This window comes from Nocardia lijiangensis NBRC 108240 (assembly GCF_001613045.1).
GTDB lineage: Bacteria > Actinomycetota > Actinomycetes > Mycobacteriales > Mycobacteriaceae > Nocardia > Nocardia lijiangensis.
Genome location: NZ_BDBP01000032.1, coordinates 39,217 through 56,389 on the forward strand (window position 1 = coordinate 39,217; position 17,173 = coordinate 56,389).

Genomic DNA, 17,173 nt, shown 5'->3' on the forward strand with positions numbered 1-17,173 from the left:
CCATGGTCCAGCCCCTTGCACGCTGCGGTGGGGAATCCGCTCGAATCGGCCGTCGCGGCGGCACCTGCGTTTCAGCTATGCCTCCTAGGCCCGCCGGGACCCAAGTGTCACAGCGCCGCCGGGATCGGATTGCCCTGACGCCGAACCGCTCAGCGCCAGCGCGCGTGCCGCGGGAACAGCGCGCGACCCGCCTCGTGGGCGACCTCGACGAGCACCCGCGCCAGCCGAGCGGTGTCCAATGCGGGCCGCTCCCCGCTGACCTGTCCGGACAACGACAATGCGGCCACCGCGGCCCCGCGCCCGCGCACCGGAACCGCCACGCAGGCGATACCGCTGACCGACTCCTCGTTGTCGACGGCCACACCCTGGCGGTGCCGGATCCGGTTCAGTTCCCGGTGCAATTCGCCTCTGTCGCAGACGGTCCGGGCGGTCAGCTGGGGCATCCGGTCACGGAACGACGCCTCGACGATGCTGGGTTCCAGCGTCGCGAGCAGCGCCTTGCCCAGCGCCGTGCTGTGCGCGGGCATGCGGCCGCCGAGCCGGGTCGGGATGGTCGCGGCCAGGCGTCCACCCGCCTTGTCGAGATAGAGCACCTCGCGTCCGTCGAGCACGCCGAGGTGTCCGACCATCCCGGTGCGCTGACACAGATCGTGCAGCAGCGGGCTCACCACATCGCGAATCTCGTTGTGGTCGGCGGCGAGTCCGCCGAGCTCCAGGGTGCGCATGCCGAGGCGGTAGCCGCCGGGGGCGTGCGCGAGCCAGCGCAGGCGGATCATCTGATCGAGGATGCGGTGCACCGTGGAGCGGGGTAGCCCGGTGCGTTCGGCGAGGCCGAGCAGGGTCAAAGTCGGTGTCGCGCCGTCGAACGCATCTAGGATCAGCGTCATTCGTTCGATCATCGACACCGGCGGCTGGGCCGGCTTGGCGGTCGCACGACCCGTACCTGTCCACTCGCCGGACTCGGGATGGGTCAGCATCTCGACCGTCATGGCTCACCTCCATTGTGTAGCGGCTCAAGCTTAGAAGTATTTCGATTAGGCATGTGCATTTTCGGCACATGTGTTTGTGTCTCCCATCACAGTGCCGTGCCAGCGTCGAGCCTGAATCCCGGAAACTACGGAGATCGGTACGGATCTTCTCGGTAGCCGGAACCGATGCTTGACATCTCCGGCACCCCGCCGCCTACGGTCATGACGAAACGGAATATTTCTAGTCGAAACTAGGAGCACCATGGCCGTCGATCTCGACTTCAAGGCCGTCCTGGGCCGATTCTGCACCGGCATCACCGCGATCACGGCACTCGCAGACGATCAGCCGCTCGGCTTCGCCTGCCAGTCGTTCTCCGCGCTGTCGCTGGACCCGCCCGCGGTCGCCCTCTTCCCGGCCCGCACGTCCACCACCTGGCCGCGCATCCGCGAGGTCGGCCGGTTCTGCGTCAACATCCTGGCCCACGATCAGGAAGACGTGTGCAGGCAGCTGGGCCGCAGCGGCCAGGACAAGTTCACCGATCTACGCTGGCACCGCTCCCCCAACGGCTCGCCGCTGCTGGACGGCTCCCTCGCCTGGATCGACTGCACCGTCGAACGGGAGGTCGACGGCGGGGACCACACCATCGTCATCGCGCACGTCACCGATCTCCGCGAGCACCGGGAGGCGGCGCCGCTGCTGTTCTACCGGTCCGGCTACGAGCGACTGGCGGTCGTCTGAGCGTCCTCCCGATCAGTGGGACCACGCCTACCGGCGCCGCGACCGCCGACTCAGCATCGAAATAGCCCGGAACGACATAGGCCTGAGCGAAATACCTCTGGAGGACCCGACATCATGAGCACGGCGAACACCGACGATCAGGTGCGCGTGATCGACACCGGCGCCCCGCCTGCCCGCTACGCGCGCGGCTGGCACTGCCTCGGCCTCGCCGACAGCTTCCGCGACGGCAAGCCGCACACCATCACCGCGTTCGGCACCGAACTGGTGGTCTTCGCGGGCGCGGACGGCACGCTCAACGTGCTCGACGCCTACTGCAGGCACATGGGCGGCAACCTCGGCGACGGCACCGTCAAGGGCGACACCATCGCCTGCCCGTTCCACGACTGGCGCTGGAAGGGCAACGGCCGCTGCGCCTCGATCCCGTACGCGCGCCGGGTGCCGCCGCTGGCCCGCACCAAGGCGTGGACCACCCTGGAGCAGAACCGGCAGCTGTTCGTCTGGCACGACCCCGAGGGCAACCCGCCGCCGGAGGACGTCACCATCCCGCGCATCGAGGGCGCGTTCAGCGACGAGTGGAGCGACTGGACCTGGAACCAGATCGTGATCGATGGCGCGAACTGCCGCGAGGTCATCGACAACGTGGTCGACATGGCGCACTTCTTCTACGTGCATTTCGCCTTCCCGACCTACTTCAAGAACGTCTTCGAAGGCCACGTCGCCAGCCAGTACATGACCTCCATCGGCCGCGAGGACATGCAGGGCGAGCTGGCCAAGGAGGCGGGCGGCAAGAACGTGCTGCACTCCGAGGCGCACTACTACGGCCCCTCCTACATGATCGACAACCTGGTCAACGAGTCCAACGGCCAGACCGTGGAGGCGGTGCTGATCAACTGCCACTACCCGGTGACACCGACCAAGTTCGTGCTCCAGTACGGCGCGATCGTCAAGAAGCTGCCCGGCCTGGCCCCGGAGGAGGCCGACGCGATGGCCGTGCGCTTCGCGGGCGGTCTCGGCCGCGGCTTCGAGCAGGACGTGGCGATCTGGAAGCGCAAGACCCGCATCGACAACCCGCTGCTGTGCGAGGAGGACGGGCCGGTCTACCAGCTGCGCCGCTGGTACGAGCAGTTCTACCGGGATGTCGCCGAGGTGGACGGGAAGATGACCGACCGTTTCGAATTCGAGGTCGACACCACCCGCGCAATCAGCGCGTGGGAAGCCGAGGTCGCCGAGAATCTGGCCGCCCAGCGCGCGGGCAGCGGGGCCTGAGCGCAGCGCCATGGACGCCGTCATCTGTCAGGCCTGCGGAAACCGGGTCGCCGTAGTCAAATTCAGCCCCGCGCACACGAGCGTGCAGTGGACCGCCACCGCGGCGGGCAACTGCGCGGAGCTGCGCGGCAACGGCGGCGGGCCCACGCCGGGGTGCGCCGCGCTGCGCCGCAGCATCGACAACGCGGTCATCGCGGGCGCGCTGGGTCTCAGTACCCGAGAGCAGGATCTGTTGTGAGCGAGCGAACCATGTACGCAGCAGCTCTGCTCACGACGGAACCGAGCACCGGCGGGGTCGGATCGTGAGCATCCGGTTGCGCGTCGCGCGCGTGATCGCCGAGACCGCCGACGCGGTGTCGCTGGAGCTGGTCGCCGAGGGCCAACGGCCCGCGTATCGTCCGGGCCAGTTCCTCACCCTGCGGATTCCCAGCGATCGCACCGGGTCGGTGGCGCGCTCGTACTCGCTGTCGAGCGCCCCGCACGAGGACGGTCCGCTGAAGGTGACCGTGAAGCGGACGGCGGGCGGTTACGGCTCGAACTGGTTGTGCGACAACGCCGTCGCGGGCATGGAGTTCGAAAGCCTACTCCCGGCGGGGGTGTTCACCCCGGCCTCGCTCGACGACGACCTGTTGCTGCTCGCCGCGGGCAGCGGTATCACGCCGGTGCTGTCCATCGCGAAATCGGCACTGGCGCAGGGCAGTGGGCGTTGCACCCTGGTCTACGCCAACCGGGACGAACGCTCGGTGATCTTCGCCGCCGAACTGGCGGAGCTGGCCGCGGCGCACCCGGACCGCCTGACGGTGGTGCACTGGCTGGAGACCGTCCAGGGCCTGCCGTCCGCACGTCAGCTGGCGGCACTGCTCGCACCGTGGGCCGACCGCGCCGTATTCGTCTGCGGGCCGGAGCCTTTCATGGACGCCGTCGAATCGGCGGCCGCCGCGCTCGGCGTCGGCCGCGTGCACTCGGAGCGGTTCCTGTCCCTCACTGGCGACCCGTTCGCCCCGGTCCTCGCCGCGGACACCGAGACCGAGGACGGCGCCGCCGTCACCGTCGAGATCGACGGCGAGACACACGAACTCGGCTGGCCGCGCGAGACCGTGCTGCTCGACGTGCTGCTCGCCCGGGGCATCGAGGCGCCGTACTCGTGCCGCGAGGGCGCGTGCAGCGCGTGCGTGTGCCGTGTGCGGGACGGCGAGGTGAAGCTGCTGCGCAACGACGTATTGGAGAAAGAAGACCTGGCCGACGGCTATGTGCTGGCCTGCCAGGCGATTCCGGTCACCGACACGGTCCGGATCACCTATGACTGAGGAGAACAACCCCATGGCTGTCATCAGCTCGCTCGGTTATGTGAAGGTCGCGGTCAGCGATCCGCACGCCTGGCGCACCTTCGCCTTCGACGTGATGGGTTTCGCCGAGGGCAGCGGTCCCGACCCGGACGCGATCTACCTGCGGATGGACGAGCGTGGCGCCCGCCTGGTGCTGGTGCCCGGCGACACCGACAAGGTGCTCGCCGTCGGCTGGGAGGTCCGCGACCACCGGGCGCTCGCCGCCGCGCGCGACGTGGTGCAGGCGGCGGGGATCGAGGTCACCACGCTCTCGGTCGAGGAAGCCGACGCGCGCCGGGTCGAAGAGGCGATCGCCTTCACCGACCCCGCGGGCACGCCCGTCGAAATCTTCCACGGCCCGGTGCTCGACCACAGCCCGGTCGTCACCCAGCACGGAAACCGTTTCGTCACAGAGGGTCTCGGCCTCGGGCATGTGGTACTTCCGGTGCCGGACCTGGACGTCGCGTTCCGCTTCTACACCGACGTGCTCGGCTTCCTGCCGCGCGGCGCGTTCCGCCTGCCGACCCCGCCGGAGTACGGCCCGATGCGCGTGCGGTTCCTCGGCGTCAACCAGCGCCACCACAGCCTGGCGCTGATCCCCTCCGGCGGCAAGGAAGGCTCCGGCCTGGTGCACATCATGGTCGAGGTCGACGCGCTCGACGACGTGGGCCGCGCGCTGGACCGGGTCGGCAAGGCCGGCTACCACCTGTCCTCCACCCTGGGCAGGCACACCAACGACAAGATGATCTCCTTCTACGTCCGCACCCCGGGCGGCTGGGATCTGGAATTCGGCACCGAGGGGCTGCTGGTGGACGAATCCACCTACACCGCGGAGGAAATCACCGCGGACAGCTACTGGGGCCACGACTGGTCGCGCTGACGAGCGCGAACCCGAAGTCAGGACAACTGAATTGAGCGACACCGCATCGTCCGGACCCACCCGGTTCGGCTTCTTCCTCGCCCCGTACCACCCGCTCACCGGCAACCCCACGCTACAACTCCAGCGCGATCTGGAGTTGGTGGAGCTGGCCGACCGGCTCGGTTACGCGGAAGCCTGGGTCGGCGAACATCATTCGGCCGGGCTGGAGATCATCGCGGCACCCGAGGTGTTCCTCGCCGCCGCGGCGCAGCGCACCAGCCGCATCCGGCTCGGCACCGGGGTGAACTCGCTGCCCTACCACCAGCCGTTGATGCTCGCCGACCGCCTGTGCCTGCTGGACCACCTCACCATGGGTCGGACCATGATGGGCGTCGGCCCCGGCCAGCTGGCCACCGACGCGGCCATGCTGGGGATCGACCCGGTGCGGCAGCGGGACATGATGCACGAGTCCATGGCGGTCCTGGTGCGGCTGCTGCGCGGGGAGACGGTGACCGCCGAAACCGACTGGTATCGGCTCGGCGAGGCACGGCTCCAGCTGCTGCCCTATCACCCTGGCGGCATGGAAATGGCTGTGGCGTCGACCATTTCGCCGTCCGGCGCGGTGCTGGCCGGGCGGCACGGCGCCGGACTGCTCTCGCTGGCCGCCTCGGATCCCAGCGGCTACGAGGCGCTGGTGCCGAACTGGAAGGTCTACGAGAAGACCCTGATCGAGCACGGGCACACCGTGGATCGATCGCGCTGGCGGCTGGTCGCGCCGATGCATCTCGCCGAAACGCGGGAGCAGGCGATGCGGGACGCCGAGTGGGGCGTCGAGCATCTGGTCGACTACATCGAGAAGCTCAGCGGCCGGACCGCGCCGTGGGGCCGCTCGCCGCGGGCGGCCGTCGAGCAGTGGGTCGGCGAGGGATTCCCGGCCTTCGGTCGCGCCACCATCGGCACACCGGACGACGCCATCGCCACCATCGAGAAGCTGGCCGAACAGTCCGGCGGCTTCGGGACCTTCCTGCTGCTCGGACTGAACGTCGCGGACTGGGACGCCACCCAGCGGTCGGCGCGCCTGTTCGCCGAACACGTGATCCCGCACTTCACCCAGGCCAACCGGAACCGGGTCGCGTCCCTGGAATGGGCGGAGGCCAACAGCGAACGCATGATCGGCGGCCTGCAGGCAGGCATTCAGAGCGCCTTCGACAAACACGGGCAGACGCTGGCCGCCGCGCTCGGGGCCGATGAGGAGGGCCGCTGATGCGCGCGGTGGTGATGCGGGATCGCCGTCTGGTCGTCGACGAGGTGGCCGATCCGGTCCCTGGCCCAGGGCAGGTGCTGGTGGAAACCGTGGCCTGCGGAATCTGCGGATCCGACAAGCAGGCGCTGGATTTCACCGACGAGTTCCTCCAGGCCTCGCGGGACAGCGGCGTGCCGACCTTCGAGTTCGATCCGGCCCGGGATGTGGTGCTCGGCCACGAAATCGCCGCCCGGGTCGTCTCGGCGGGACCGGACACACCGCACGAGCCCGGGCAGCTGGTGGTCGCGCTGCCGTGGGCGGTGGACCACGCGGGGCAGATCCACGGTGTCGGATTCTCCAACGAGTTCCCCGGCGGCTACGGGGAACGCATGGTCTTGCAGGCCATGGCGCTCGAGCCGATCCCGGAGCACGTGCCACCGCACATCGCCGCGCTGACCGAGCCGCTCGCGGTCGGATTCGGCAATGTGGCGCGCACCGGGATCGGGCCGTCCGGGTCGGGCATCGTGATCGGTTGCGGCCCGGTCGGTTTGGGCGCGGTCGCGGCGCTGGCCGAACGCGGCGTCGCGCCCATCGTCGCCTCGGATCCGTCGAAACTGCGGCGCGACACAGCTTTACGGCTCGGCGCGCACCGCGTCGTCGACCCGGCGGTGGCGGACCCGATCGAGGTGTGGCGCGAGGCCGCCGCGCCAGGGCAGCTGCTGCACATCTGGGTCTGCGCCGCGGTGCCCGGCCTGATCAACGACCTGATGTACAAGGCGCCGCGCCAGACCACCATCCTGCAGATCGGCGCGGTGATGACCGACGACGTCATCCGCCCGATCGTCGGCATCTACAAGGACATCTCCCTGCAGATGTGCATGGTCTACCCCCACGAGGAATACGCCAGAACCCTCACCCGAATCGCCGACGGCACCATCGACGCCGCCTCCCTCATCACCGCCGAAGTAGGACTCGACGGTGTCGCCACCGCCATCGACGCCCTCCGCAACCCGGACGCCCACATCCAAATCCTGGTCCGCCCGGACCTGTGAGAGGGGCCGTGCGTCGGGCCCACCACCTCTGCCCGGGCCCGACGCACGCACGCCGACCTGTCGTCATCATCGCCCGCCTCGGCGCGGGCGGCGATGAAGAACTGCCCCTGCCGGTCCGGAGCCCGAAGCCTCGACGACGCTCATTCGAGCCTATTCAGGTGCGTACAGCTCGGGTTCGAACAACGCCTCGGCTCCGGCACGGGTGAAAAGCTTCCGTTGCAGCGAACGCAGAATCGTGACTGCTTCGGCGTCGCGCATAGGGCTTACCAGCTGGAACTCCACACCCGCACCGAAGAGGTCGCTACCGAAAGCCAGCTCGCTGAGAAACAGCACCCTGGCGGTCTCGACCTCGGTCAGCTTCGCGCCTTCACGCACCGCGTGACGAAGCCTGCCGACCTCCTCCTTGAACCGGCGACGGTCCGGAAAACCCAGTGCGCGCACCGGAATCGGTGCGGTAGCCGACACTCCGGTCCAACTGGCCAGTGCGGCGTCCAAGAAGTCGTGTTCCCTGGGCGTCAGCGTCGACATATCGAATTCCAACGGTGCATCTCCTGATGTCGTGTTATCGGCTACCGCCGGGCTTTCATGCGGCGTCCCTCCGGTTCCGCCGGGAACCCTCGGAGGTCCGAGTGAGGGATCCCGTCGTCTGGTTGGTGAGCCGGCACGGTGTCTCGTCAACGATCCTCCATGAGACACCACATCTCGGTATGTCGCTCAGAAACCCTGGGCCGGAGCGAGATCCACGTCGCCGGGCGCGGCCGCCGAAGCAGCGGGCGCGCCTGGATTCTTTCGGATTCGAGGACATCGGCACGACCGCGTGGCGCGACATGGCGGGCTGCGCGACAGGGACCATCGCATCTCCGCTGATCAGCGGCGCACACTCCGATCTTGCTTTATACGTATACATCTACGTATAGTCAGACTCGTCATTCAGACGACGACAGTGCCGAAGACTCGCGTTCGATCGGAAAAGCCATGACCGTCCTGCAGATAACCCACCCGGGAGCGCTCCCCAGCCCCAGCGTCTACACCGCGTGGGCCGCTCCCTACTCGACGCTGCGCACGGAACGGCACAACCGACTCGACCGCGTGCGGCAGTACCTGCGCGGCGACCACGCCTTCGCCCAGCTGATCCGCTTCGCCCTGGTCGGCGGCTCCAGCAATGTCGCCTACGTGCTGCTGTTCATGGCCATGCACGGCATCGGCCCGCTGGTCGCCAATATCGCCGGATCGGTTGTGAGCACGGTGATTGCGAACGAATTGCACCGGCAGCTCACCTTCCGGGCGGCGGGCCGGGTCGGCTGGTTCACCGCACAGTGGGAGGGCGGCGGGCTGGCGTTGCTCGGGCTCGGGATCAGCACGGCGGCGCTGGCCGGTCTGGACTTCTGGGCACCGAGCCTCGGCGAAGCCGCTCAGGCGGGCGCCGTGATCGCCATCATGGCGGCGGTTGGCGGACTGCGCTTCCTGGCCCTGCGAGGCTTGGTCTTCTGAAGGTCGTCAGCTGACAGCGGACTACCGGACGTGCGGATCTGTTCGAACCGACCCGGCAATAGGGTTCTCGCGCAGCCGTTGCGCGACAACGGCTTCCAATGACGACTGTCGGGTTCCGCCTGGGGTGGCCGACTCCGTCGGCACCTGGGTCGAGGCGCAAGACCGCCCAGCTCAGGCCGGAGCGCCCTCCCACTCGAATCCGTCCAGGTCGGCGAAGGCCCCAAAATTGCCGCCGAGGACCATCCGGTGCGACCCGGCGCCCTCCGGCGAGACGCCAGCATCCTTGGCGGCGGCACGGCGCCCATAGAGAGCCAGCTTGACCGTGGACGGCGGGGTGTCGAACTCGACGTACTTGCTGCCGAAGCTCTTTCCCACGGCCAGGCCGCGGTCGACGTAGAACTGCTTGGTCGCCTTGACATTGTCGACTCCGAGGAGCACCACGAAGTCGTCGATCTCCCGGGTGGCGGGCCGGGTGTCCTTCTTCGCCGACGTCGCGATCTTCCAGATCGCCCCGTCCGGAGCCTGGACGACGCCGCCGTACCCCCAGAAGCTCTTCTTGGCAGGCTTCAGCGTCGTCGCGCCCGCGTCGAGCGCGGTGCCGATGAGGCTGTCGACGGTGCTCGGCTGCGACACCACGAGCGACAGGATGAAGCCACGGAAGCCGGTCGTGGGCGTCTCCGAGGCGCGGACGCGCACCTTGTCGCCGAGACCGAACGCGGCGTCGTAGAAGGCCGCGGCGGCAGTGGGGTCGGACACCTCGAGGATGACCGAGCCGATGGTGGTCTGATCAGTGGTTTTGTTCATGGCTCCAACGCTAATTGCGGCCCGGCGACCAGCGCTTCTCGATTCCTGATCGGTTCGGCCGCCTACGCCGAGGTTTCGGCTTCGGCCAGGGCTTGGAGCCATTCGCGGGTGTAGCGCTCGGCGAGCAGGGGGAGGAAGTTGTCGAAGGTGGCGCGGTCGGCCATGCGGTCGTAGGCGGTCTGGAGAAACTGTTCGATGGCGGCGTCAGGGGCGACGCCGCCGAATTCCTTCTCCAAGCGGGCGGCGGCGGTGTGCAGGGCGTGCCGTTGATCGAGGGACGGCTCGGCGGGGCGGTCGGCGGGCACGGGCGTCTCGGTCACGGTTCCTCCTCGTGACGGGATGTGCACGGCAGCGGCGCGGAGCGGTTCCGCACCCGCTTGTCGATTACCCATCCGCTCGCGCCCGATTCATCCGGAATCGACCGCGAATCGAATGAGAACACGTTCTTGTCGAGCGGCCCGCCCCGTGCCAGGCTGAGCGCATGGATCTCGCCGCCATCGAAGCCGTGCGCCAGCTGAAGTACCGCTACTTCCGAACCCTCGATCTCAAGCTCTGGGCGGAGTTCGCGGACACTCTCGCCGTCGACGCGGTCGGACGCTACGGCACCCACGCGCTGGGCGAACCGCTCGCCCTCGACGGCCGCGCCGCGATCACCGACTTCATGCGCCAGAACCTCGGCCCCGGCATCCTCACGGTGCACATCGCCAACCACCCGGAGATCACCGTCGACGGCGACACCGCGACCGGATCGTGGGCCTTCGAGGACACCGTCATCGCCACCGAGTACGGCGTGCTGATCCGCGGCGCCGGGTACTATGACGACCGGTACCGGCTCGACCCGGACGGGCGGTGGCGCATCACCGAGACCGGCTACCGGCGCATCTACGAGTCCAGCCAGTCGCTCGCCGATACACCGAGTCACCAGCTGTTGAGCAATATGTGGGCCGGCAAGGTCTGAACGGTTCCGACGCACGAGAACAGGGTCGCGGAAAGCGCCCACCGCCAAAGTAATACGCCCTGGTAGCGGGGCAACCGGTTGCGGCGGCGACGATTACGCGGAATAGTCCGTTCGGATACCCACCAGAAAGGTCCAACGATGGCATACCGGTTCCGGCGGCGATCGTCGCGCGCATTGGCGCTCGCCGCGGTCGCCCTGTCGCTGCTCGCGCCGACCGCGGGGGCCGACGCCACCGGGCCGGTGGCCTACATTCCGGTGGCGGGCGACGGTGCGGTCGTCGTGGTCGACACCGCGACCGACCGGGTCGTGGGCCGGGTCGAGGGAGTCGGACCCCAGGCGTCCGCGGTGACGGCTTCGCGAGACGGACGCAGGCTATACGTCCAGTCGTTCAATCCGCCGTTCGTCGGCGCCGACGACATAGCTGTCATCGACCGCGCCACCGACAGCGTTACCGCCCGCATCCCGATCAGCGGCACCGACGGCATGGCGCGACCGATCACCGATCCGGTCCGGGACCTCGTCTACGTCGTCACCGCCCGCCCGTCCATCGACGTGCTGAGCACCACGTCCAACACACTGGTCCGGTCGATGCCGCTGCCGTCGCTCGCGCTCGCCGCCGCCATCGCGCCGGACGGCGGCCGTCTCTACGCCGTGTTCGCCGACTCGACCGCGGCCGCCTTCGACCCCGAGTCGGGATTCCAGCTCGGCGAACGCATTCAGATCGACGGCTCGGTGCCCGCGTTCGCCGCGGTCTCCCCCGACGGCCGCAAGCTCTACGCGATGAACGCGCTGGGCGACAACGTCTCGGTGATCGACACCGCGGCCTGGCAACGGCTCGGTGCCATCCCGCTGCCGCCGGGCAGCGCCCCGGTCTCGGGCGCGTTCAGCCCCGACGGCGACCGACTCCTGGTGGCCACCCCGGGCGCGAACGCCGTCCAGGTCGTCGACGTGGCGGCCGACCGCGTGACGGGCTCGGTCCCGGTGGACGCGCCGGTCTCGGTCGGCTTCACCGCCGACGGCGCCAAGCTCTACGTGGGCAGCCTGGGCCCACAGTCCGCGCCGGTCGTCTCCCCCATCGCCGGATTCGAACCGGCCTCGCTGATCCAGCCACTGCTGCGGGCGAGCAACCGGCCGAGCGCGGTGATCCCGTTCGACGCGGCCGCGCTGCAACCCAGCGGATCGCCGATCACCACGGGAGCGACTCCCGGAGCGGGCGCCTTCCCGAGCTGAGTCTCCCCCGCACCGTCGGTCCCTGCGGATCGTCTTCGTCGGAGACCATCGAGGAGGCGACGGGTGCCCCCAATCCGCTGATCGGCCAAGATCATCCGGCCGCACTGCTGCGGGAAACGCTGCGCCGCACGGTATCCAGCCACGGCGGATCGGTGCTGGTGTCCGGTGAGGCGGGGATCGGCAAGACCGCGCTCGTCCGCACCGCGGCGGTGACGGTCGCACTTGAACGCGGGCTGCTGCGGTTGAAGGAGCGTTAGTCGGCGACGTAGCGCAGCATCACCACCTCGTCGAAGTGTTTCGTTTCGACCAGCCGGAGCTGGATTCGCTTGTCCAGCAACGGGAAGAGCGGCGTGCCGCCGCCGAGGACCACCGGCGAGAGGAATAGCCAGTACTCGTCGATGAGCCCGTGCGGCATCAGCGAGGCCGCGATTTCCGCGCCGCCGACCTCCATCACGCCGTCGCCCCCGGCCTTCAGCCTGCGGACCTCCTCGACCGCGTTCTCGCTGATCAGGGTGCTGTTCCAATGGACCTCGGTGAGCGTCCTCGAGAAGACGACCTTGGGCTTCTCCGTCCAGAGCCGACCGAACTCGCGCTCGATGCGCGGCGCGTCCTCTGGCACGTGCGGCCAGTACTCGGCCATCAGCTCGTACAGGCGACGACCGTGCAGCGAGACTTCGATCTCGCGGTACCTGTCGTTGTGGAACTGGTGCAGTTCCTCGTCCGGGTTCGTCCAGTCGATGCTGCCGTCGCGGTCGTTGACGTAGCCGTCGAGGGACACGCCGTACGTGTAGATCAGTTTCCTCATGACTGGATAGACCTCCCGGACGCGGAGAACTCATCGGACAAGGACGAGACTAGTTCTGCGGAACGGGCTGGACTGCACCAACTCGGAACAGTTGGTTACGCGAGCCCACCAGTACGACCCCTGGTAGGAGGCTCACTCTTCCCGCTACCGCCGGATTCCGACCGCCTGGACCCCTCTACCCAGATCTACGACGTCGTCCGCTCCAGCTGCCTGCGGAGCGCGATAGCCGCCGCGACCACCGTCCACGCTGGACATGCGAATGCCGCGACCCGTTCTGTGCCACCCATCCCGATCAGGGGGCCGTGCCCGGCGAAGAACATTACCGTCGACAACACCGCGGCGGCCGCCAGGGCGCGAGTCACCAGGGGTGCCCGCCCGAACGAGGCGGTCCGCGGTAAGAACCCCGCACAGACGAGCCCGATATTGCCTAACCCCATGATCAACAGCGCCCCGAAGAGATGACGGTTTTCATCGATGTCCGCGGGAGCCAACCCAACAATGATCCATCCAATCGCGCTGACCGCCAGTAGCGCCCGGGCCGTCCACCACTTGGCTGTCCGGCCCCAGTACGCGGTGGTCAAAACCGCGCCTACCAGCAGCAAAATCCCTTCGGCGATGAAGGATGCGTTCATGACCGCGTGCAGTGGTGAACATACGTATCGGGGACGGGATTGATCCCAGATCCCGCAATCGACATTACCCAGATCGCTGATGTTGTTGGTCGTCCAGCTGTAGCTAGTTGCCCACTCGGCTCCCACGACCAGCTGCACGATCAGAAATTGTGCAGCGCCGACCAACCATGCGATGGCCCCGACCCGGCCGGTCACGACGACATGCCTTGTACACCGGCGGGACACGGGAAACCTGTTACGACACAAGGGGGTCGATGTCCACGACCTCGCTGTTGGTTACGCCGAACTCCCAGCAGTGCAAATATCATCCTCACGGGCGTCAAGCTACGGAGACCGGCCCGCGCTGAGCAGCCTGCTAACTCCCCAATGCCAAGTAGTGCCAGCACGACAAGGGGGTCCGGTCACCTGACGGATGGACGCCGTCACGAATCCGCGATACCTCTGTATCTGTCAAGCCGCTTCGACGTGGTGGCTGGATACGGTTGATCCGGTGCGTCGTTCGTCGACAGTTGAATAAGCGACCTCACCAGTCGAGCGCCGTTGCATAAACAGCCACACGGCAACTGGATCGACTTGGCTAGCTGGGCGACAGCCGGTATCTGCGCCCTTATCCGATGAACACAATGGCGTGGCCGCTGTCGATGCTCTGCAGGCATGCTTCATGCAATGCCAGCCACGCCATCCACTCGTAGGTGAATTCTCCGCTGTCGGCCTGGATCAGTTCGTCGATGCGCTTCGCTTCGGTGTCCGACAACGAGAGATCCGGCTCGAGCCGAATTCCGATCGCCGGAGCACAGTGCCGTAGTTCGGCGAGCAGGCCTTGGCTGGAGCCCACGCGCTCGTAATCGTCGCCGATGAGTTCCGGGATATCGAAATCGACGGGGATGTAATATCCGTCGACGTCCGAGTGGTAGATGAGGTGAGATTCGAACATTTCCCTCTCAGCAGCCACCACCTCGTCCTCTTCCACCTCCGCCATGTCGGACACCGGTGTGACGGGCAGTCCGGCGTTGTATCGCGCGTAAGCCCGCTGCAGGCAGTAGAGCGCGGAGTACGGCATCGATGTCATAGTCGCGCGGCCGGGTGGCAGCACGCACGCCTCGGGCTGCTGCCATTCGACCCCTTCTTCTCTCAGCAGAATGGCGAGCTGGTCCAGTTCTTCTCGGCTGTCTTCATCGCCGACCTCGATCGCTAGTCCCATGCGGGGCACCCTAGCGGGCTCCACCGACAGCAGGAACGACATCGCTTGCCACAGGGCGGTATTGACCGAACTACTGCCGCTCGACGATCAGCGCCGAGAGGAAGCTCTCGTGCTCGGCGCCTTTGGCTGGACGGCCATTACCGGCCAAGGCATTACCGCGGAGGAAACCTTCGCCGCACCAAACATTTTGGTCATGATCGTTGCGGATCAACTGCGCGCCCAGCGGCATGAGCGTACGGCTTCTATCGATGGATCGGCGTGGTAGGCGATTCGGTGTCGGTGGAGATGGCTCGGGGCGGGCGTGGTCGCCGAAGTCGTGACACCCGCCGTTGTGACGGCGCGGGGTCGGGACCGAACACCGCGGGCAGCTGTGTGGTGACCGGATCGGTGACCGGTGTGGTGCGGATCAGATCAACCGGGTTGGCGTTACGAGGGTGCGCGTCATCGAGGACAGGTTCGCCCAGACCGGCCTTCTGCTGAATGCGTTTCATCCATTGTGGTGCCCACCAGCAGTCGTCGCCGAGCAGTTTCATGGTCGCTGGGACCAGCAGCATGCGCAGGACCGTGGCGTCGATCACCAGCGCCGCGATCATGCCGACAGCGATGTACTGCATCATCACCAGATCCGAGAACGCGAACGCGCCGACAACCACCAGCAGGATCAACGCGGCGGCGGTGATGATGCGGCCGGTGTGCGCGGTGCCGATGCGCACCGCCTCGGTGGTCGAGGCTCCTTGCGCGCGGGCTTCGACCATGCGTGAGAGCAGGAAGACCTCGTAGTCGGTGGACAGACCGTAGATGATGGCCATGATGACCACCAGCACCGGCGAAGTGATCGGTTGCGGGGTGAAGTTCAGCAGCGTCGCGCCGTGGCCGTCGATGAAGATCCAGGTCAGGATTCCGAGGGTGGAACCGAGGCCGAGCGCGCTCATCAATGCGGCCTTGATCGGCAGCACCAGTGATCCGAAAGTCAGAAACATCAGCACCGTCGTGACGAGCACGACCAGGGTGACCATCCACGGTATCCGCGACAGCAGGGTGTCGACACTGTCCTTCTGCAGGGCGGGCATACCGCCGACGAGCATACGCACGGACTCGGGCTGTGGCAGGTCACGCAGGTAATCGATGGAGGGCCCGGCGTTGCTGGAGTCGGTGAGCGCGGCGGTGGTGCGGAAGACCTCGGGTTGTGTGGTCGATCGGGTCGGCACACCGAAGGGTGCGGCCAGGCCGGGTGCTGTGTTGGCTTGTTTCCACAGCGCGCCGATGGCGTTGGTGTCGTTGGAGACGAAGACCAATTCGATGGGGTCGGATTTGCGGAGCGGGAAGAGCTGGTCGAATTCCTGTTGGGCAAGACGTGTCGGATTGTCCGGCGGCAGGTATTTCTCGCTGAGTCCGCCGAATGCCAGGTTGCCGATGGGCAGAATCAGCAGCACGAGCCCGAGCACCAGTGGGACCGATACCTTGGCCGGGTGGCGCATGACCCAGCGGGTGCTGCGTCCCCAGAACCCGTTCTCTACCTCTTCAGCCGACTTCGTTTTGCGGAATCGCTTGATCCCCAGCATGTCCACGCGCGGCCCGAGCACGGCCAGCATCGCAGGCAGGATCGTGATGGCGGTCAGCGCCGCCATCGATACCGTGGCGATCGCGCCATAGGCAAAGGATTTCAGGAATCCTTGCGGGAACAGCAGCATTCCGCCGACGCTGGCGACGATCATCGTCGCGGAGAAGACAACGGTGCGGCCCGCGGTCATCACCGTGCGCCGCACGGCGGCAGGAGTGTCATAGCCTTCGGCGAGCTCTTCGCGGAACCGGCTGACGATGAACAGTCCGTAGTCGATGGCAAGGCCGAACCCGATCATCGAAACCACCGCGGAGACAAACGAGTTGACCTCGGTGAACTCGGTGAGGAACTTGACGATGCCGAAGGCGCCGAAAACCGTCAGCCCGCCCACGACCAACGGCAGCGACGCGGCGACGAGACCGCCGAAGATGAAGAACAACAGCAGCCCGACGACGGGGAAGGCCAGCAGCTCCATCCGGTGGATATCGTCGGCAATGGTGTCGTTGAGTGCGCCGGCAACCGGCTGCAACCCGCTCACCTGCACATCGACGTCAGCGATGTCGAAGGCGCCTTTGACAGCCCGGTAGTTGCGGATCATCGTCGTGTCGTCGTCGCCGTGCAGGGCGATGGCCGCGAAGGCGTGTCTGCGATCGTCGGTCGCTACCCGGGGGCCACTGATTCTTCCGGTTTCGGTGCGCCAGTAGGCGGCGGTGATCCCTGAGATCTGCTCCGGGTATCGCCGCGGTAGATCGTTGAGGCTTTCGACGACCTTGGCCGAGAACTCGGGGTCGTCGACGGTCTTCCCCTCGGGCGCGGTGTAGACGACGAGCACATCACCTTCGTGGTTGCGCCCGAACGCCGTATCAGCCAGCCGCGCGGCTTCCGAGGACTCCGAGGTCGGGTCGAACATCCCACCCGAACTCAGATGATCCGCGAGCCCGGCCCCGTAACCGGCCAAACCGAGCATGCCCGCGGCCACCACCCCGATGACCACGAACCGGATCCGCGAGACCAGGCCACCCCACCACGCAAACACTCA

Annotated in this window: 18 protein-coding genes and 1 pseudogene; 11 read left to right on the top strand and 8 right to left on the bottom strand. The window is 67.3% G+C overall.

Going from position 1 to position 17,173, the window contains the following annotated elements:
• Positions 1-149 precede the first annotated feature (149 nt).
• Positions 150-989 (bottom strand): IclR family transcriptional regulator, encoded by an 840-nt coding sequence (locus NL1_RS12930; protein ID WP_067838498.1) that lies wholly within the window; start codon positions 987-989, stop codon positions 150-152.
• A gap of 241 nt (positions 990-1,230) precedes the next feature.
• Here NL1_RS12930 and NL1_RS12935 point away from each other — a divergent pair, with 241 nt between their 5' ends.
• From NL1_RS12935 to NL1_RS12965, 7 genes are all read left to right on the top strand, one after another.
• Entirely contained in the window at positions 1,231-1,707 is a 477-nt protein-coding gene (locus NL1_RS12935; RefSeq protein WP_067838500.1) for a flavin reductase family protein, read from the top strand.
• A gap of 114 nt (positions 1,708-1,821) precedes the next feature.
• Positions 1,822-2,973, top strand: a complete 1,152-nt coding sequence (locus tag NL1_RS12940; RefSeq protein WP_067838503.1) for a 3-ketosteroid-9-alpha-monooxygenase, oxygenase component — start codon at positions 1,822-1,824, stop codon at positions 2,971-2,973.
• Positions 2,974-2,983: 10 nt separating this feature from the next.
• Positions 2,984-3,211, top strand: a complete 228-nt coding sequence (locus NL1_RS12945) for a hypothetical protein (protein ID WP_067838505.1) — start codon at positions 2,984-2,986, stop codon at positions 3,209-3,211.
• Positions 3,212-3,275: 64 nt separating this feature from the next.
• On the top strand, positions 3,276-4,280 hold the full coding sequence (locus tag NL1_RS12950) for a ferredoxin--NADP reductase (protein WP_084510539.1): 1,005 nt from the start codon (positions 3,276-3,278) through the stop codon (positions 4,278-4,280).
• Between the two features lie 13 nt (positions 4,281-4,293).
• Positions 4,294-5,178: a VOC family protein gene (locus NL1_RS12955; RefSeq protein WP_067838662.1), complete on the top strand. Its 885-nt coding sequence runs from the start codon at positions 4,294-4,296 to the stop codon at positions 5,176-5,178.
• A 31-nt stretch (positions 5,179-5,209) separates the two neighbouring features.
• On the top strand, positions 5,210-6,421 hold the full coding sequence (locus tag NL1_RS12960) for an LLM class flavin-dependent oxidoreductase (protein WP_067838508.1): 1,212 nt from the start codon (positions 5,210-5,212) through the stop codon (positions 6,419-6,421).
• On the top strand, positions 6,421-7,452 hold the full coding sequence (locus tag NL1_RS12965) for a zinc-binding dehydrogenase (RefSeq protein ID WP_067838510.1): 1,032 nt from the start codon (positions 6,421-6,423) through the stop codon (positions 7,450-7,452). The genes NL1_RS12960 and NL1_RS12965 overlap by 1 nt, the downstream gene beginning before the upstream one ends.
• A gap of 150 nt (positions 7,453-7,602) precedes the next feature.
• Here NL1_RS12965 and NL1_RS12970 read toward each other — a convergent pair whose 3' ends face one another.
• Positions 7,603-7,980: a hypothetical protein gene (locus NL1_RS12970; RefSeq protein WP_067838513.1), complete on the bottom strand. Its 378-nt coding sequence runs from the start codon at positions 7,978-7,980 to the stop codon at positions 7,603-7,605.
• A gap of 447 nt (positions 7,981-8,427) precedes the next feature.
• On the opposite strand from NL1_RS12970, the gene NL1_RS12975 reads away from it, so the two are divergent.
• Positions 8,428-8,943, top strand: coding sequence for a GtrA family protein (locus NL1_RS12975; protein WP_067838515.1), 516 nt, complete (start codon positions 8,428-8,430; stop codon positions 8,941-8,943).
• 171 nt (positions 8,944-9,114) lie between these two features.
• Here NL1_RS12975 and NL1_RS12980 read toward each other — a convergent pair whose 3' ends face one another.
• Together NL1_RS12980 and NL1_RS12985 are read right to left on the bottom strand one after the other, a co-directional pair.
• Positions 9,115-9,747, bottom strand: a complete 633-nt coding sequence (locus NL1_RS12980) for a VOC family protein (protein ID WP_067838518.1) — start codon at positions 9,745-9,747, stop codon at positions 9,115-9,117.
• Between the two features lie 62 nt (positions 9,748-9,809).
• Entirely contained in the window at positions 9,810-10,067 is a 258-nt protein-coding gene (locus tag NL1_RS12985; RefSeq protein ID WP_156094823.1) for a three-helix bundle dimerization domain-containing protein, read from the bottom strand.
• Between the two features lie 161 nt (positions 10,068-10,228).
• Here NL1_RS12985 and NL1_RS12990 point away from each other — a divergent pair, with 161 nt between their 5' ends.
• Positions 10,229-10,705, top strand: a complete 477-nt coding sequence (locus tag NL1_RS12990; protein WP_067838524.1) for a nuclear transport factor 2 family protein — start codon at positions 10,229-10,231, stop codon at positions 10,703-10,705.
• A 138-nt stretch (positions 10,706-10,843) separates the two neighbouring features.
• Entirely contained in the window at positions 10,844-11,935 is a 1,092-nt protein-coding gene (locus tag NL1_RS12995; RefSeq protein WP_067838525.1) for a YncE family protein, read from the top strand.
• Between the two features lie 253 nt (positions 11,936-12,188).
• Here NL1_RS12995 and NL1_RS13000 read toward each other — a convergent pair whose 3' ends face one another.
• The 3 genes from NL1_RS13000 to NL1_RS13010 form a co-directional block, all read right to left on the bottom strand.
• Positions 12,189-12,740 carry a dihydrofolate reductase family protein gene (locus NL1_RS13000; protein WP_067838526.1) on the bottom strand — a complete coding sequence of 184 codons (552 nt, stop codon included), beginning with the start codon at positions 12,738-12,740 and terminating at the stop codon, positions 12,189-12,191.
• Positions 12,741-12,925: 185 nt separating this feature from the next.
• The gene (locus NL1_RS13005) at positions 12,926-13,567 is read right to left on the bottom strand and encodes a DUF998 domain-containing protein (RefSeq protein ID WP_067838666.1); all 642 of its coding nucleotides are present in this window, start codon (positions 13,565-13,567) and stop codon (positions 12,926-12,928) included.
• Positions 13,568-13,979: 412 nt separating this feature from the next.
• On the bottom strand, positions 13,980-14,615 hold the full coding sequence (locus tag NL1_RS13010) for a putative DNA-mimic protein (protein WP_162272722.1): 636 nt from the start codon (positions 14,613-14,615) through the stop codon (positions 13,980-13,982).
• Positions 14,616-14,634: 19 nt separating this feature from the next.
• Here NL1_RS13010 and NL1_RS36445 point away from each other — a divergent pair, with 19 nt between their 5' ends.
• A complete protein-coding gene (locus NL1_RS36445) occupies positions 14,635-14,838 on the top strand; it encodes a hypothetical protein (RefSeq protein ID WP_174553415.1) in 204 nt (67 codons plus the stop codon).
• Here the strand turns inward: NL1_RS36445 and NL1_RS13020 are convergent.
• Positions 14,834-17,170, bottom strand: a pseudogene (locus tag NL1_RS13020) (MMPL family transporter); the annotation flags it as partial. The gene NL1_RS36445 and the pseudogene NL1_RS13020 overlap by 5 nt on opposite strands.
• Positions 17,171-17,173 lie beyond the last annotated feature (3 nt).

Coding starts and splice junctions, on each gene's coding strand:
- NL1_RS12930 (WP_067838498.1), bottom strand. CDS start 989: ATGACGGTCGAGATGCTGACCCATCCCGAGTCCGGCGAGTGGACAGGT.
- NL1_RS12935 (WP_067838500.1), top strand. CDS start 1,231: ATGGCCGTCGATCTCGACTTCAAGGCCGTCCTGGGCCGATTCTGCACC.
- NL1_RS12940 (WP_067838503.1), top strand. CDS start 1,822: ATGAGCACGGCGAACACCGACGATCAGGTGCGCGTGATCGACACCGGC.
- NL1_RS12945 (WP_067838505.1), top strand. CDS start 2,984: ATGGACGCCGTCATCTGTCAGGCCTGCGGAAACCGGGTCGCCGTAGTC.
- NL1_RS12955 (WP_067838662.1), top strand. CDS start 4,294: ATGGCTGTCATCAGCTCGCTCGGTTATGTGAAGGTCGCGGTCAGCGAT.
- NL1_RS12965 (WP_067838510.1), top strand. CDS start 6,421: ATGCGCGCGGTGGTGATGCGGGATCGCCGTCTGGTCGTCGACGAGGTG.
- NL1_RS12970 (WP_067838513.1), bottom strand. CDS start 7,980: ATGTCGACGCTGACGCCCAGGGAACACGACTTCTTGGACGCCGCACTG.
- NL1_RS12975 (WP_067838515.1), top strand. CDS start 8,428: ATGACCGTCCTGCAGATAACCCACCCGGGAGCGCTCCCCAGCCCCAGC.
- NL1_RS12980 (WP_067838518.1), bottom strand. CDS start 9,747: ATGAACAAAACCACTGATCAGACCACCATCGGCTCGGTCATCCTCGAG.
- NL1_RS12990 (WP_067838524.1), top strand. CDS start 10,229: ATGGATCTCGCCGCCATCGAAGCCGTGCGCCAGCTGAAGTACCGCTAC.
- NL1_RS12995 (WP_067838525.1), top strand. CDS start 10,844: ATGGCATACCGGTTCCGGCGGCGATCGTCGCGCGCATTGGCGCTCGCC.
- NL1_RS13000 (WP_067838526.1), bottom strand. CDS start 12,740: ATGAGGAAACTGATCTACACGTACGGCGTGTCCCTCGACGGCTACGTC.
- NL1_RS13010 (WP_162272722.1), bottom strand. CDS start 14,615: ATGTCGTTCCTGCTGTCGGTGGAGCCCGCTAGGGTGCCCCGCATGGGA.